14 protein-coding genes are annotated in these 14,369 nt (G+C 66.4%); 8 read left to right on the top strand and 6 right to left on the bottom strand.

Features of this window, described 5'->3' with window-relative positions:
- Nucleotides 1-103: 103 nt before the first annotated feature.
- From urtA to ACSFBF_RS12630, 4 genes are all read right to left on the bottom strand, one after another.
- Nucleotides 104-1,372 (bottom strand): urea ABC transporter substrate-binding protein, encoded by a 1,269-nt coding sequence (gene urtA, locus ACSFBF_RS12645; protein WP_093058616.1) that lies wholly within the window; start codon nucleotides 1,370-1,372, stop codon nucleotides 104-106.
- Between the two features lie 117 nt (nucleotides 1,373-1,489).
- On the bottom strand, nucleotides 1,490-1,816 hold the full coding sequence (locus tag ACSFBF_RS12640) for a nucleotide pyrophosphohydrolase (RefSeq protein WP_435467347.1): 327 nt from the start codon (nucleotides 1,814-1,816) through the stop codon (nucleotides 1,490-1,492).
- A gap of 45 nt (nucleotides 1,817-1,861) precedes the next feature.
- Nucleotides 1,862-3,331, bottom strand: a complete 1,470-nt coding sequence (locus ACSFBF_RS12635) for an MFS transporter (RefSeq protein WP_435467345.1) — start codon at nucleotides 3,329-3,331, stop codon at nucleotides 1,862-1,864.
- Nucleotides 3,332-3,395: 64 nt separating this feature from the next.
- Nucleotides 3,396-3,773, bottom strand: a complete 378-nt coding sequence (locus ACSFBF_RS12630) for a nuclear transport factor 2 family protein (protein WP_435467343.1) — start codon at nucleotides 3,771-3,773, stop codon at nucleotides 3,396-3,398.
- Between the two features lie 124 nt (nucleotides 3,774-3,897).
- Here ACSFBF_RS12630 and ACSFBF_RS12625 point away from each other — a divergent pair, with 124 nt between their 5' ends.
- Entirely contained in the window at nucleotides 3,898-4,827 is a 930-nt protein-coding gene (locus tag ACSFBF_RS12625; protein ID WP_435467341.1) for an AraC family transcriptional regulator, read from the top strand.
- Between the two features lie 12 nt (nucleotides 4,828-4,839).
- On the opposite strand, the gene ACSFBF_RS12620 is transcribed toward ACSFBF_RS12625, so the two are convergent.
- Together ACSFBF_RS12620 and ppk2 are read right to left on the bottom strand one after the other, a co-directional pair.
- The gene (locus ACSFBF_RS12620) at nucleotides 4,840-5,883 is read right to left on the bottom strand and encodes an extracellular catalytic domain type 1 short-chain-length polyhydroxyalkanoate depolymerase (RefSeq protein ID WP_435467339.1); all 1,044 of its coding nucleotides are present in this window, start codon (nucleotides 5,881-5,883) and stop codon (nucleotides 4,840-4,842) included.
- A 77-nt stretch (nucleotides 5,884-5,960) separates the two neighbouring features.
- Nucleotides 5,961-6,887: a polyphosphate kinase 2 gene (gene ppk2 / locus ACSFBF_RS12615; RefSeq protein WP_435467337.1), complete on the bottom strand. Its 927-nt coding sequence runs from the start codon at nucleotides 6,885-6,887 to the stop codon at nucleotides 5,961-5,963.
- Nucleotides 6,888-7,033: 146 nt separating this feature from the next.
- On the opposite strand from ppk2, the gene ACSFBF_RS12610 reads away from it, so the two are divergent.
- The 7 genes from ACSFBF_RS12610 (at nucleotide 7,034) to ACSFBF_RS12580 (ending at nucleotide 14,367) form a co-directional block, all read left to right on the top strand.
- Complete coding sequence (locus tag ACSFBF_RS12610; protein WP_435467335.1) at nucleotides 7,034-8,665, top strand: inorganic phosphate transporter; 1,632 nt, start codon at nucleotides 7,034-7,036, stop codon at nucleotides 8,663-8,665.
- A 9-nt stretch (nucleotides 8,666-8,674) separates the two neighbouring features.
- Nucleotides 8,675-9,727: a transporter gene (locus tag ACSFBF_RS12605; RefSeq protein ID WP_435467333.1), complete on the top strand. Its 1,053-nt coding sequence runs from the start codon at nucleotides 8,675-8,677 to the stop codon at nucleotides 9,725-9,727.
- A gap of 97 nt (nucleotides 9,728-9,824) precedes the next feature.
- The gene (locus tag ACSFBF_RS12600) at nucleotides 9,825-10,682 is read left to right on the top strand and encodes a 3',5'-nucleoside bisphosphate phosphatase (protein WP_307617386.1); all 858 of its coding nucleotides are present in this window, start codon (nucleotides 9,825-9,827) and stop codon (nucleotides 10,680-10,682) included.
- The gene (locus ACSFBF_RS12595; RefSeq protein ID WP_435467331.1) at nucleotides 10,679-11,656 is read left to right on the top strand and encodes a DMT family transporter; all 978 of its coding nucleotides are present in this window, start codon (nucleotides 10,679-10,681) and stop codon (nucleotides 11,654-11,656) included. The genes ACSFBF_RS12600 and ACSFBF_RS12595 overlap by 4 nt, the downstream gene beginning before the upstream one ends.
- Nucleotides 11,657-11,670: 14 nt before the next feature.
- On the top strand, nucleotides 11,671-12,306 hold the full coding sequence (locus tag ACSFBF_RS12590; protein ID WP_435461197.1) for an L-threonylcarbamoyladenylate synthase: 636 nt from the start codon (nucleotides 11,671-11,673) through the stop codon (nucleotides 12,304-12,306).
- A gap of 41 nt (nucleotides 12,307-12,347) precedes the next feature.
- The gene (locus tag ACSFBF_RS12585) at nucleotides 12,348-13,022 is read left to right on the top strand and encodes a site-2 protease family protein (RefSeq protein WP_435467329.1); all 675 of its coding nucleotides are present in this window, start codon (nucleotides 12,348-12,350) and stop codon (nucleotides 13,020-13,022) included.
- Between the two features lie 13 nt (nucleotides 13,023-13,035).
- Nucleotides 13,036-14,367 (top strand): tryptophan--tRNA ligase, encoded by a 1,332-nt coding sequence (locus ACSFBF_RS12580; protein WP_435467327.1) that lies wholly within the window; start codon nucleotides 13,036-13,038, stop codon nucleotides 14,365-14,367.
- Nucleotides 14,368-14,369: the final 2 nt, after the last annotated feature.

The raw sequence follows: 14,369 nt of genomic DNA, 5'->3' as shown, positions 1-14,369 counted from the left end.
GGTTGGGGTGGGGGCACGCGGCGCCTGTACAAGCGCAGTGCTCGAATCGACCGCCGTCAGCCCCCACCCCTGCCCTCCCCCAGCGGGGGAGGGAGAAACACACTTACATCGACTTGCCGGCCGGGTAATCAGGCTTCTTGTCGTTGCCTTCGATATACGGGCTCCACGGCTTCGCCTTCACCGGACCCGGCGTCTTCCATACCACGTTGAACTGACCATCGGCCTTGATCTCGCCGATGAACACGCTCTTGTGCAGGTGATGGTTCTTCTCGTCCATCTTCGAGACGATGCCCGAGGGGGCCGTGAAGGTCTGGCCGGCCATGGCGGCGATCACCTTGTCGGTGTCGGTCGACTTGGCCTTCTCGACCGCCTGCTTCCACATGTGGATGCCGATCCAGGTGGCTTCCATCGGGTCGTTGGTGAGCGGCTTGTCCTTGTGACCGGCGATGTTCTTGGCCTTGGCGTAGTCGCTCCACTGCTTGATGAACGCCGTGTTGGTCGGGTTCTTGATCGACATGAAGTAGTTCCATGCGGCCAGGTGGCCGACCAGCGGCTTGGTGTCCACACCGCGCAGCTCTTCTTCACCCACCGAGAAGGCAACCACGGGCACGTCCTTGGCCTTCAGGCCGGCGTTGCCGAGTTCCTTGTAGAAGGGCACGTTGGAGTCGCCGTTGATGGTCGACACCACTGCAGTCTTGCCGCCGGCCGAGAACTTCTTGATGTCGGCAACGATGGTCTGATAGTCGCTGTGGCCGAAGGGGGTGTACTTCTCGTCGATGTCGGTGTCCTTCACGCCCTTGCTCTTGAGGTAGGCGCGCAGGATCTTGTTGGTGGTGCGGGGGTACACGTAGTCGGTGCCCAGCAGCACCCAGCGCTTGGCGCCGCCGCCTTCCTTGCTCATCAGGTAGTCGACAGCCGGAATGGCTTGCTGGTTGGGCGCGGCGCCCGTGTAGAACACGTTCTTCGAGAGCTCTTCACCCTCGTACTGCACCGGGTAGAACAGCAGGCCGTTCATTTCCTCGACCACCGGCAGCACCGACTTGCGCGACACCGAGGTCCAGCAGCCGAAGATCACCGAAACCTTGTCCTGGCCGAGCAGCTGCTTGGTCTTCTCGGCGAACAGGGGCCAGTTGGAAGCGGGGTCGACCACCACGGGCTCGAGCTGCTTGCCCAGCACGCCGCCCTTCTTGTTGATGTCGTCGATGGCCATCAGCACCGTGTCTTTCAGCACGGTTTCCGAAATGGCCATCGTGCCCGACAGCGAATGCAGCACGCCGACCTTGATGGTGTCGGCAGCGAAAGCGGGCGCAGCAGAAATGCTGGCCAGCGCGACGGCGGCGGTGAGCGCCTTGAGTGTGAAACGACGTTGCATGTGGACTCCTGCTCCGGGTTGGTTGAACCTTGTCGCCAGCGCTTTGCTGGCGTGGGAGGGAGTCTGCGGAATGCACCAGGAAGGGGAAATACGCCGGGTGGCGTACACGGAAGGTATTCAGGCTGACGGCGGCGGCGCGGGGTACTTCTGTGCGTTGACCAGCATCTTGCTTCTAGCCGCCTCGATCACGTCGATGCCGAGCTTGTCGGCGAGTTGCAGCAGATAAAGAAAGACATCCGCGATCTCCGTGCCGATCTCGGCGCGCTTGTCGGCCGGCAGCGAGCGGCTCTGTGCTTCGGTGAGCCACTGGAAATGTTCGAGCAGCTCGGCGGCTTCGACCGAAAGGGCCGAGGCGAGGTTCTTGGGGGAGTGGAACTGCTCCCAGTTGCGGGCTTGCGCGAAGTCGCGGAGCGCCTGAATCAGTTGTTGCAGATCGGTTGCCATGTCGCTCCTGTTGTTCGGTCAGGAGTTTGGCACGGCCTCCATGCCTCAGGTCTGCCGGCTCCCTCGCCGATGCAGCACAGCCACCACCAGGGCCGACACCATCAGGTACAACAGCGCGACACCGAACGCCCCCGAATAGCCGGTCGTGTCCGTCGCCTCGCCGAGCCGCCCGTAGAACAGGATGCCGATCAGCGCCACGCCCAGCGCATTGCTCGCCTGCTGCACCATCGACAGCACGCCCGAGGCCACGCCCGCATGCTGCGGTGGCAGTCCGGCCAGCACGGTCGACACCAGCGGCGCCATCACCATGCCGAGCCCCGCGCCTTGCAACAGCAGCAGCGGCACCATCCACGCCACGACGTGCGAATGCCCGGCCCATCCGGCCACATTGACGAACTGCAGTGCATGCCCCGCGGCCAGCACCAGCGCGCCGAGCGCGATGGGCGGCTTGCCTCCGAAGCGGCGCGCGAGGCGCGCACCCGCCATCGACGTCGCGAAGAAGCCTACCGCCAGCGACGTGAAGACGACGCCCGAGGTGAGCGCATCAAGCGCCAGGCCTTGCTGCAGATATAGCGCAAGCACGAAGTACAGCGAGGCGTTGCCCACATAGAAGGCCAGCGTGGTGAGCAGGCCCGTAACGAAGCGGCCATTGGCCAGCAGTGCCGGTGCCACGAGCGGCGCACCGCCGCGCGCGGCGAGCCGGCGCTGTTGATATGCAAAGGCTGCGAGCAGCGGCAGCGCCGCCGCAAGGCACACCCAGCTCCACAGTGGCCAGCCCTGTTCGCGGCCTTCCACCAGCGGCAGCACCACGGCCACCGAACCCGCGGCCACCAGCAGCATGCCAACGAGATCAAGCCTGCTGTTGCCGTTGTTCGTGAGCGGCGGAATGACGCGCGGTGCGAGCATCAGCGCCAGCAGGCCGATCGGCACGTTGATGAGGAAGCAGCTGCGCCAGCCGAGCCCCGCCAGATCGGCATGAATCAGCAAGCCGCCGACCAGTTGCCCGAGCGTGGCACCGAGCCCCAGCGTGAGCCCATACGCCGCGAAAGCACGCGCCCGGTCTTCGCCGGTATAGGCCAGGCCGATCATCGCCAGCACCTGCGGTTGCAGCAGCGCGCCGGCCAGCCCCTGCAGCACGCGCGCGGCCACCAGCAGTTCGGCATTCGGTGCGAAGCCACAGGCGGCCGACGCCAGCGTGAACAGCAGCAGGCCCAGCATGAACATGCGGCGGCGCCCGAACAGGTCGCCGAGCCGGCCGCCGGTGATCAGGCCCGCAGCGGTGGCCAGGCCGTAGCCGGCCACCACCAGTTGCAGGGTGCCCGCGCTCGCCAGCAGTTCGCGCTGCATGGACGGAAGCGCGACGTTGACGATGAAGAAGTCCAGCACCACCAGGAAGGTGCCGCTGAGCATGACCCACAGGCCCAGCCGCCCGGGCTTCGTCGCGCCCGTGCTCTGGCTGCCTGTGGAAGAAAGCGATGCTGCTGCTGCCGAAGCAGCAATGTTTGACTGCGTCATGATGGACTCGAGTGTTGGGAGGAAGCGGTACGGCGGCAATGACCCCGGAGGTCATCGCCACGGCTCAGGCAGCGGGCGTCGGCAGGATGAACTGGTAGTCCGTGGCGATGCGGCCGTCCTCGGCCAGCACCAGAAACTCCAGCCCGAGCGCAGCCACCGGGCCGCCCGCGGCCGGGACCATGTGCCAATGGAACACCACCGCGTCGTGCAGGAACTGGGCGTCGCCCGCGGAGACGAAGCGGAAGCCAGCGTCGCGCACGTTCTTCTCGTGCGAGCCGGTCACTCGCTGCTGCAGCGCCTCATAGCCCTTGGCCTGCAGCGTGCGTACGTAGTGCTCACCATCGGGCACCCAGAGGCTGGCGATGGCAGCGCGGCGCGCGTCGGCATCGGGTTCGTTCCATACGGCGACGTAGCGGTCGGCAAGTTCGGTTCTGGCGTTCATGGTCTGCTCCTGCTGTTTCTGTGTATGGGAAGAGTGAGACCGCAGTTTCTGCCTCCGTCTGTGGACAGTGAATGCCTGAGAAGCCGACAATCTTGTCCATTCGTCCACCGCCACAGGAGTCTTCATGGATCCGCTCGACGACGTCTTCGCCGCCATGCGCGTGCGCAGCGCCTTGTATGCGCGCCTCGAAGCCGGCGCGCCCTGGGGCGTGAGCCTGGCGGGCGGCGAGAGCGCGCGCTTCGGGCTGGTGGTGCGCGGCGGCTGTCTACTGGAGGTCGAGGGCGTGGCGCAGCCCGTGGCGCTGGCTGCCGGCGACTGCTATGTGCTGGCGCACGGCACGCCCTACATCCTGCGCGACCATCCGAACACACCGACTGTGAGCTGCGCCTCGGTCGTGCGCGACCGCATCGGCGGGCTGGTGGAGCTCGGCGGCACGGGCACGGCGGCCTCGGTGATCTGCGGCTGGTTCCACTTCGACCAGCGTGCCGCGCGGCCGCTGCTCGATCTGCTGCCGGTGCTGCTGCACGTGAAGATGGAGCAGGCCCGCGCCCTTGCGCTGCAAGGCACGCTGCAGCTGCTGGCCATGGAAACCGGCGAGCCAGGCCTGGGCTCCAGCCTGCTCGTGAGCCGGCTGGCCGACATCGTGTTCGTGCAGGCCGTGCGTGCGCACGTCGCGGCCAACGGCGAATCGCAGACGGGCTGGCTGGTCGCGCTGGCCGACGCGCGCATTGGCCCGGCCCTGCGCGCAATGCACAAGGACATCGCTCGCGACTGGACGGTGGAGGCGCTTGCCTCCGCGGCGAGCCTGTCGCGCTCGGCCTTCGCGCAGCGTTTTCGCGAGCGGGTGGGACAGGCGCCGCTGGAGTACCTCACGCAGTGGCGCATGTTCAAGGCCGGCAATATGCTGGGGCAAGGCAACGCGGCCCTGGGCGCGATCGCAGGGGCGGTGGGCTACGAGTCGGAGGCGGCGTTCAGCAAAGCCTTCAAGCGCGAGAAAGGGATGGCACCCGGTGCATGGCGGGCCGCGGCGCGCGAAGGCGCTGTCGCTGCATAGCAGCCCTTCCCTTCAGGCCTTCGCTGCGGCCTTGAACTGCGCGGCCGCGAAGGCCCAGGTCATGCGCGTGGCGTCGGGCCCCTCGGGGTCGCTGAACAGCAGCTTCGATGCGCCGCCGCTCCACGAATGGCCCAGCCCCGCAATCTCGCACAGCGTGACGAGCGTGCGGCCCTTGCGCTTGAAGTCGGTCACGCGCATCGCGCGGCGCTTGCCACGCTGCATGTTGCGCGATAGCCCGGGCTTCGCGCCCACCGCGGTGGCCCACACCGCGGCGCTGTTGACGGCATTGCTCGGCGCGACCACAGCGTCGGCATCGCCGTGCAGCACCAGCATCGGCGGCAAAGTGGCGAAAACAGCCGCGGCGCCCATCGCCTTGCCAACCGCCGTGGAGGGCATCGGCGGCACGTTCTGCCCGCGCATCGCGCCGAGGGCCGTGGCCGGCGATTTCGCCGCGCCGGGCGCCACGCCCGAATGCATGACGACGGCGCGGAAGCGGTTGGGATAGCGCGTCGCAAGCAGGGCCGCCATGCTGGCGCCAGCCGAGAGCCCCGCCAGCGCCACGCGATCGCGGTCCGCGGGGTACAGCATGCAGGCCTGGTCGACGGCGGCCATCAGCGTCGCGGCTTCGGCGTCGGCCTTGCCGGAGCGGCGCTCATACCAGTTCCAGCAGCCCTGCGGATGGGCGAGCCGGTCTTGCTCGAGATAAAGCACCAGGAAGCGCTGGCGCACGGCCAGCGCGTTCATGCGCGTGCTCGCTGCAAAGTCGCGTCCGGTCTGCCCGCAGCCGTGCAGCATGACCATGAGCGGCAGCCGCTCGCCCGGCTTCAGCTGCAACCCGGCCGGCCGGAACAGGTGATAGCCGCGCGCACCGCCGGGGCCCATCGCCATGCCACTGAGCCAGTCGCCCTTGCCGGGCGGCGGCTTGAGCCTCTTGGCGGTGGCGCGCTGGACCTGACCCGCGATGCGCTTGCTGTTGCTCAGCGTTGCCTTGGTGAGCGCGCGCAGGTTGCGCTCGTAGGCGCGGGCAAAGACGGAAGCAGTGGAAGAACGGGCCATGGCGCGCAGTGTGAACGCAAAGCGCCGGCTGGCCTAACAACACCAAACAAGGGGCGGCCTTCCCGCCCCGGCGCGCATCAGTAGATTTCCGGAACGATCATGTTCGCGGGAACAGGCTGACGAAGATAGTCGTCATGCCGCACGCGCGAGGGCAGCTCGACCGGCGGATGCGCCACTTCCTGGTACGGCATCTGGCCCAGCAGGTGGCTGATGCAGTTCAGCCGCGCCTTCTTCTTGTCGACCGCCTGCACCACCCACCACGGCGCCTCGGGGATGTGGGTGCGCTCCAGCATGATTTCTTTCGCCTTGGTGTATTCCTCCCAGCGGCGGCGGCTTTCGAGGTCCATCGGGCTGAGCTTCCACTGTTTGAGCGGATCGTGGATGCGGCCGAGAAAGCGCATGTGCTGCTCGTCGTCGGTGATGGAGAACCAGTATTTGATGAGCTTGATGCCCGAGCGCACGAGCATCTTCTCGAACTCGGGCACGGTGCGGAAGAACTCTTCGTACTCTTCGTCGGTGCAGAAGCCCATCACGCGTTCGACGCCGGCGCGGTTGTACCAGCTGCGATCGAACAGCACCATTTCGCCGGCTGCCGGCAGGTGCGCGGCATAGCGCTGGAAGTACCACTGCGTGCGTTCGCGGTCGTTGGGTGCCGGCAGCGCGGCCACGCGGGCCACGCGCGGGTTCAGGCGCTGGGTGATGCGCTTGATGACGCCGCCCTTGCCCGCCGCGTCGCGGCCTTCGAACAGGATGACAACTTTCTGCTTGCTGTGCTGCACCCAGTCCTGCAGCTTGACCAGCTCGCCCTGCAGGCGGAACAGCTCCTTGAAGTAGGCCTGGCGGGCCGCCTTGTCGGCGGAGGTCGGTGTTGCCAAGGCGGGGTCGAGGCCGTCGATGTTGCGGTCTTCGATCTCCAGCTCGAGCTCTTCGTCGTAGCTGTCGATCAGGTCGCGGGCGATGCGTTGCATCAGGTCTTCGTGGTCGGGAAGTGCGCTGGTCGGCATGGTGGGGCGGAAAGAGTGAAAGGGGCAGGAAAAAGCATGCTGCTCGCCGTATATGACGGCTGCGTGACGGTTTTGAGCCCGTTGACACGGAGTTGTCACACACCGCGAACACCATCTGCAGCTATTCCAACACCCCAGAAACGCCCATGAACACGCTTGCAGCCCCGCATGCCGAGTTGCCGTCCGCGTCCGCCTCGCAACGGCCCAAGCTCGACTCCAAGCCCGGTCCGCTCACGCTGATCACCTTCGTGGGCCTGCTGGCCGCCGGCCTGCTCTTCACGGCCTGGAGCCTGGTGGGCGACGTGACGTCCTCCGGGGCGCCCGTCACCACCTGGGTGCCCTACATACTTCTTGGCGTGGCGCTGCTGATTGCGCTGGGCTTCGAGTTCGTCAACGGCTTCCATGACACGGCCAACGCCGTGGCAACCGTCATCTATACCCATTCGCTGCCGCCCAACTTCGCTGTGGTGTGGTCGGGCTTCTTCAACTTCCTGGGCGTGCTGGTGTCCAGCGGCGCGGTGGCCTTCGGCATCATCGCGCTGCTGCCGGTGGAACTTATTCTTCAAGTGGGTTCGAGCGCCGGCTTCGCGATGGTGTTCGCGCTGCTGATCGCCGCCATCATCTGGAACCTGGGCACGTGGTGGCTGGGGCTGCCGGCTTCTTCGTCGCACACGCTGATCGGCTCGATCATCGGCGTGGGCGTGGCCAATGCGCTGATGCACGGCCGCGACGGCACCAGCGGCGTCGACTGGGCGCAGGCCACCAAGGTCGGCTACTCGCTGCTGCTGTCGCCGATGGTCGGCTTCGGCTGCGCCGCGCTCCTGCTGCTGGCGCTGCGGGCCTTCGTGAAGAACCGCGCACTGTATGAAGAACCCAAGGGCAGCGAGCCGCCGCCGTGGTGGATCCGCGGCCTGCTGATCCTGACCTGCACGGGCGTGTCTTTCGCGCACGGCTCCAACGACGGCCAGAAGGGCATGGGGCTGATCATGCTGATCCTCGTGGGCACGGTGCCCATGGCCTACGCGCTGAACCGTGCGATGCCCGCCAACGAGACCGTGAAGTTCGCAGCCGTGGCCGAGATGGCGCAGACCGCGTTGACCCGCAGCGTGCCGACCTCGCTGCCTGCGCTGGAGCCCGCCGCGGCGCGCGACACGCTCTCCACCTATGTGCGCACCCGCGAGTTCAGTCCTTCGGTGGTGCCAGCGCTGGCCGCGACCGCCGGCAGCATCGGACGGCAGGTGCGCGAGCACGGCTCGCTGGCTGGCGTTCCCGCAGATGCCGTCGCCAACGTGCGCAATGACATGTACCTGGCCTCCGAAGCCATCCGCCACCTCGACAAGAGCGGTGCGGCCAAGTTCGACGAGGAGACAAAACTGCGCGTCAACACGTTCCGCCAGGAACTGGACAGCGCCACGCGCTTCATCCCGCTGTGGGTCAAGGTCGCGGTGGCTATCGCGCTGGGCCTGGGCACGATGATCGGCTGGAAGCGCATCGTGGTCACCGTGGGCGAGAAGATCGGCAAGACGCACCTGAGCTACGCGCAGGGCGCATCGGCCGAAGTGGTGGCGATGATCACCATCGGCGCGGCAGACATGTATGGCTTGCCTGTGTCGACCACGCACGTGCTGTCTTCCGGCGTGGCCGGCACCATGACGGCCAGTGGCTCGGGCCTGCAGATGTCCACGCTGCGCAACCTCGCGCTGGCCTGGGTGCTGACGCTGCCGGTGGCAATGCTGCTGTCGGGGTCGCTCTACTGGTTGTTCACCCGAATTTTCTGATCACGCATCTTGTCGGCATTTCATGACCTCGCCTCTCAGTCTTACGGAGGCGACGAAGCCGGACTGATCTCCGGCTACCTGTTCGACGCCTCCGCGCCCGAGCCCGCACGGGCCATCGACTCCGCGCAGGCGGCCGTGTGGCTGGCCGAACAACGCGACAAGGGCGAGGAAGGCGATGGCGAAGAAAACCCCGCCTACGTCTGGCTGCACTTCAATCTGAGCCATGCGCATGCCGAGCGCTGGCTGGTGCGGCACGCGAACCTTTCCGACATCTTCTTCGAGACGCTGCACGAGGGCCTGCCCTCCACACGCATCGAGCGCGCCGACGACTCGCTGATCGCCGTCATCAACGACGTGCACTTCGAGTTCAGCTTCGAGCCCTCTGACATCTCCACGCTGTGGATCAGCGTGGGTCCGCGCCTCGTGGTCACGGCGCGCACCAAGCCGCTGCGCTCGGTCGACACGCTGCGCACGGCCGTGAAGGCGGGCGACGCGCCGCGCTCGAGCACCGAATTGCTCGAACACCTGCTGCGCGCGCAGGCCGACGTGCTGGTGAAGATCGTGCGCGGCGTCACCTCGCGCATCGACCACATCGAAGACGAGTTGCTAGCCGGCCGCCTCGACCACAAGCGCGCGCGGCTCGGCGTGCTGCGCCGGCTGCTGGTGCGGCTGCAGCGGCTGCTGGCGCCCGAGCCGGCCGCGCTGTTCCGACTGCTGCAAGGGCCTCCCGCCTGGATGGCCGAGCCCGACGCGCAGGCGCTGCGCGGCTCGACCGAAGAGTTCTCGGTGGTGCTGCGCGACATGCAGGCACTGCAGGAGCGCATCAAGCTGCTGCAAGAAGAAATTGCCGCCAACGTCAACGAGGACAACAACCGCAGCCTGTTCGTGCTGACGGTGGTCACGGTGCTGGCGCTGCCGATCAACATCCTGGCCGGCCTGTTCGGCATGAACGTGGGCGGCATTCCGCTGGCCGACCACAAGCACGGCTTCTGGATCGTGGTGGCAATCGTCGCAAGCTTCACCGCGGTGGCGGCCTGGGCAGCTTTTCGCAAGAAGCGCTGAGCCGCATGCAGCGGCACAGTAATGCTATTTATTTAATAGCATCTTGCGCAGCATCCATGCGCCCGCACCGATGTTCCAGACCCCATAGAATGCGAGGGTGTCCTCCATTCTCAATGCCGATCTTCACTGCCACTCCGTGGTCTCCGACGGCACACTGACGCCCGAAGAATTGGCCGCGCGCGCGGCCGCCAACGGGGTCGAGCTCTGGGCCCTCACCGATCACGACGAGGTCGGCGGCCAGCACCGCGCCGCCGCGGCAGCCCGTGCAAACGGCATGCGCTACCTGACCGGCACCGAGATCTCGGTGACCTTCGCGGGCGAAACGGTGCACATCGTCGGCCTGGGCTTCGACGCCGACGACGCAGCCATGTCGCAGGGCCTCTACGACACACGCGGCGGCCGCGGCAAGCGCGCGCAGGAAATGTCCGAGGGGCTGGCCAAGGTCGGCATCCACGGCGCATACGAAGGCGCGCTCAGGTTCGTCGGCAACCCCGAACTCATTTCGCGCACGCACTTCGCACGCTTTCTCGTCGAGCAGGGCCACTGCCGCGACACGCCCGAGGTGTTCCGCAAGTTCCTCACCGAAGGCAAGCCCGGCTACGTGCCGCACCGCTGGGCCTCGCTGAAGGACGCTGTGCACTGGATCACCGCCGCCAAGGGCATGGCCGTGATCGCGCACCCGGGCCGCTACAAATTCACGGCCAACGAGGAGTACGCGCTGTTCCTCGAATTCAAGGCTCATGGCGGCAAGGCGATCGAGGTCGTCACCGGCAGCCACACGCCAGCCGAATATGTCGAGTACGCCGACAAGGCGCTCGAGTTCGATTTCGCCGCCTCGCGCGGCAGCGATTTCCACAGCCCCGACGAGAGTCACTGCGATCTCGGCAAGCTGCCGCCGTTGCCTGGCGCGCTCACTCCTGTGTGGGAACTGCTCGGCGATCGCATCCAGCAGTGAGCCAGAACCCCGGGACCGGCATCGACAACGCGGCAACCGTTGCGCTGGCGAATGCGCGCCTCGCGGCGCAAAAGACGCGCGACACCGAATCGGGCCGCATCCTCGCGGGCATCGGCCTGGTGCTGGTGGCCGTGGCCTGCTTCGCCACGCTCGACACCGCAACCAAGGCCTCCACCGCGGGCGTGCCCATCCTCATGGGTGTGTGGTTCCGCTACGCATTCCAGGCCGTGGCCACCACGGCCGTGCTCCTGCCGCTGCATGGCACGGCGCTGCTGCGCACGCGGCATCCGCGCTACCAGTTGCTGCGCGGTGCGCTGTTGCTGGTGTCGAGCACGCTGGCCTTCCTGAGCCTGCGCTACATGCCGCTGGCCGAGTTCACGTCGATCGTGCTGATCGCGCCGCTGGTGATCACGCTGCTGGCGGCCACCACGCTCAAGGAATATGTGTCGCCGCTGCGCTGGGTGCTTGTGGCGGGTGGCTTCATCGGCACGCTGGTCATCCTGCGACCGGGCGGCGAGGCCTTCAGCTGGGCCATCCTGCTGCCGATCGGGCTGGTGCTGACCAATGCGTGGTTCCAGGTGCTCACGAGCAAGCTCGCGCAGACCGAGAACCCGCTCACGATGCATTTCTATACCGGCTGGGTCGGCGCGCTGATTGCTTCGCTCGCAGTGCCCTTCGTGTGGACCGAGCTGGACTCGTGGCATTGGTGGGCGCTGCTGTGCCTGATGGGCTTCATGGGCACGGTGGGCCACTTCATCCTGATCCTGGCCTACCAGCGCGCGCCGGCATCCACGCTCACGCCTTATCTTTATGCCCAGATCGCTTTTGCCATGCTCGGCGGCTGGCTCATCTTTTCCCAACTGCCCGACCGTTACTCGCTCATCGGCATGGCGATGATCGCGGTCTGCGGTGCGGCCGGTGCGTGGCTTACGGTGCGCGAGCGCCGCGTGCCTATCGAGCCCGCCGAATCCTGATCCGGAGTTTTTTCATGGCCCAGTACTTCGAAGTCCATCCCGAGAACCCGCAGCAGCGGCTGCTGAAGCAGGCCGTCACGCTGCTCGAGCGCGGCGAGATCATTGCGGTGCCCACCGACTCCAGCTATGCGCTGGCCTGCCACCTCGACGACAAGGACGCGGTAGACCAGTTGCGCCGCATCCGCCAGGTCGACGAGAAGCACCACCTCACGCTGCTGTGCCGCGACCTGAGCGAGCTGGCCAACTACGCGCGCGTCGACAACAAGCAATACCGCCTGCTGAAGGCGGCCACGCCCGGCCCCTACACCTTCCTGCTCGAAGCCACCAAGGAAGTGCCGCGCCGCGTGAGCCATCCGCAACGCAAGACCATCGGCCTGCGCGTGCCTGATCACAAGGTGCTGCTGGAGTTGCTCTCGCTGCACGGCGCACCGCTGCTGGCCACCACGCTGATCGCACCAGGCGAGACCGAGGCGCTGAACGACGCACAGGTCATCCGCGAGCGCTTCGAGAAGCAGATTGCCGGCGTCATCGACGCAGGTGCCTGCCCGTCGCAGCCGACCACGGTGGTCGACCTCACGCCCATGGGCACGGGCGACGAGCCGGTCGTGGTGCGGCAGGGGCGCGGTGCATTGGCTGTGCTCGGCCTCTGAAATCGGGCTGATAAACACTCCTCGTCTGACACAATCGCCCAGTGGATATTTCCAACCTGATACAGACCGTACTGATCTACGCGTTGCCCGTGATCTTCGCGATCACCGTGCACGAGGCAGCGCACGGCTATGTGGCTCGCCATTTCGGCGACAACACGGCCGAGGTCATGGGGCGCGTCACCCTCAACCCGATGAAGCACATCGACCCCATCGGGACCATCCTGATGCCGCTGATGCTGTACTTCGCGACCTCGGGTGCATTCCTGTTCGGCTATGCCAAGCCGGTGCCCGTCAACTTCGGGCGGCTGCGCCATCCGAAGCGCGACATGGTGTGGGTGGCTCTCGCCGGGCCGGTCTCCAATTTCGTGCAGGCGATCCTGTGGGCGCTCGTGCTGGTGGCGCTGGTCGCGGCCGGCCTCGACAGTAAAAACTTTTTCATTCAGATGGCGCAGGGCGGCATCCTCGTCAACCTCGTGATGTGGGCCTTCAACCTGTTCCCGCTGCCCCCGCTCGACGGCGGCCGCGTGCTGGCTGGCCTGCTGCCCAACGGGCAAGCCCAGATGTTCCTGGCGCGCATCGAACCGTATGGCTTCTTCATCGTGATGGGCCTCGTCATCGCGGGCGTCGTCAGCACATACTGGCTGCGGCCGCTGATGGACGTGGGCTACTTCGTCATCAACCTGATCATCACCCCGCTCAAGGCATTGCTGCTCTAAGTCTTTTCGTCTCATGGCTTCGTCTTCCCAAGCTCCCCTGCGCGTCCTGACCGGCATCACGCCTTCAGGCACGCCGCACCTCGGCAACTACGTCGGTTCGATCCGCCATTCGGTGCGGCAAAGCGTCGCGCCCGGTGTGCAGAGCTTCTTCTTCCTGGCCGACTACCACGCGCTCATCAAGGTGCAGGAGCCGGCGCTCATCCAGCGCTCCACCCTCGAGATCGCCGCCAGCTGGCTGGCCTGCGGGCTCGACCCCGAGCGCGTTACCTTCTACCGCCAGTCGGACATCGTCGAGATTCCCGAGCTGACCTGGTTCCTCACCTGCGTCACCGGCAAGGGCGTGCTCAATCGCGCGCATGCATACAAAGCGCAGCTCGACAAGAACGTGGCCAAGGGCGAGGACCCCGATGCCGACGTGACGGCCGGCCTCTTCATGTACCCGGTGCTCATGGGCGCGGACATCCTGATGTTCAACGCCCACAAGGTGCCCGTGGGCCGCGACCAGGTGCAGCACATCGAGATGGCGCGCGACATGGCGCAGCGCTTCAACCACCTGTACGGCGATCACTTCACGCTGCCCGAGGCCGAGATCGACGACGCTGTGGCCACCCTGCCCGGCCTCGACGGCCGCAAGATGAGCAAGAGCTACGGCAACACGATCCCGCTGTTCGCGCCGCGCGCGCAGCTGCAAAAGCAGATCTCCAGCATCGTGACCGACTCGCGCGCCCCCGGCGAGCCCAAGGACACCGAGGGCTCTGCCCTGTTCCAGATCTACCAGGCCTTTGCCAGCGCCGAGGAAACCGAGTCGCTGCGCAAGGAGTACGCCAATGGCATTAGCTGGGGCGACGCCAAGCAGCTGCTGTTCGAGCGCATCGACCATGAAGTGGCGCCGCTGCGCGCGCGCTACGACGCGCTCATGAACGACCCGGCGCAGATCGAGCGCACGCTGCTCATCGGCGCCGAGAAGGCGCAAGCCCTGTCGAAGCCGTTCATGGCCAGCCTGCGCCACGCGGTCGGCCTGCGCAATCTCGCGGCCGGCAAGGACAAGGGCTCAGCCAAGGCGGCCAAGGTCGCGAAGCCAAGTTTCAAGCAGTACCGCGAGAAGGCGGACGGGCTTTTCTATTTCAAGCTGTTGGATGCGCGCGGCGAAACCCTGCTGCAAAGCCGTGGATTCACATCGCCGCAGGAAGCGGGCCGTACCATCGCGGTCTTGCAGGCGCAGCGCGGCGAAGCATTGACCACGCTGGCCAGCCAGCTGGAACCCATCGACACAGAAGGAACACGCGCCGTCACCGAGGCGCTGGAGGCCCTGACGGAGGCAACACCCACAACAAGCGGGAGTTGATC

Source organism: Variovorax nivicola (assembly GCF_051216475.1).
Classification (GTDB): domain Bacteria; phylum Pseudomonadota; class Gammaproteobacteria; order Burkholderiales; family Burkholderiaceae_C; genus Variovorax.
This window is presented reverse-complemented; position numbering and strand designations above follow the sequence as displayed.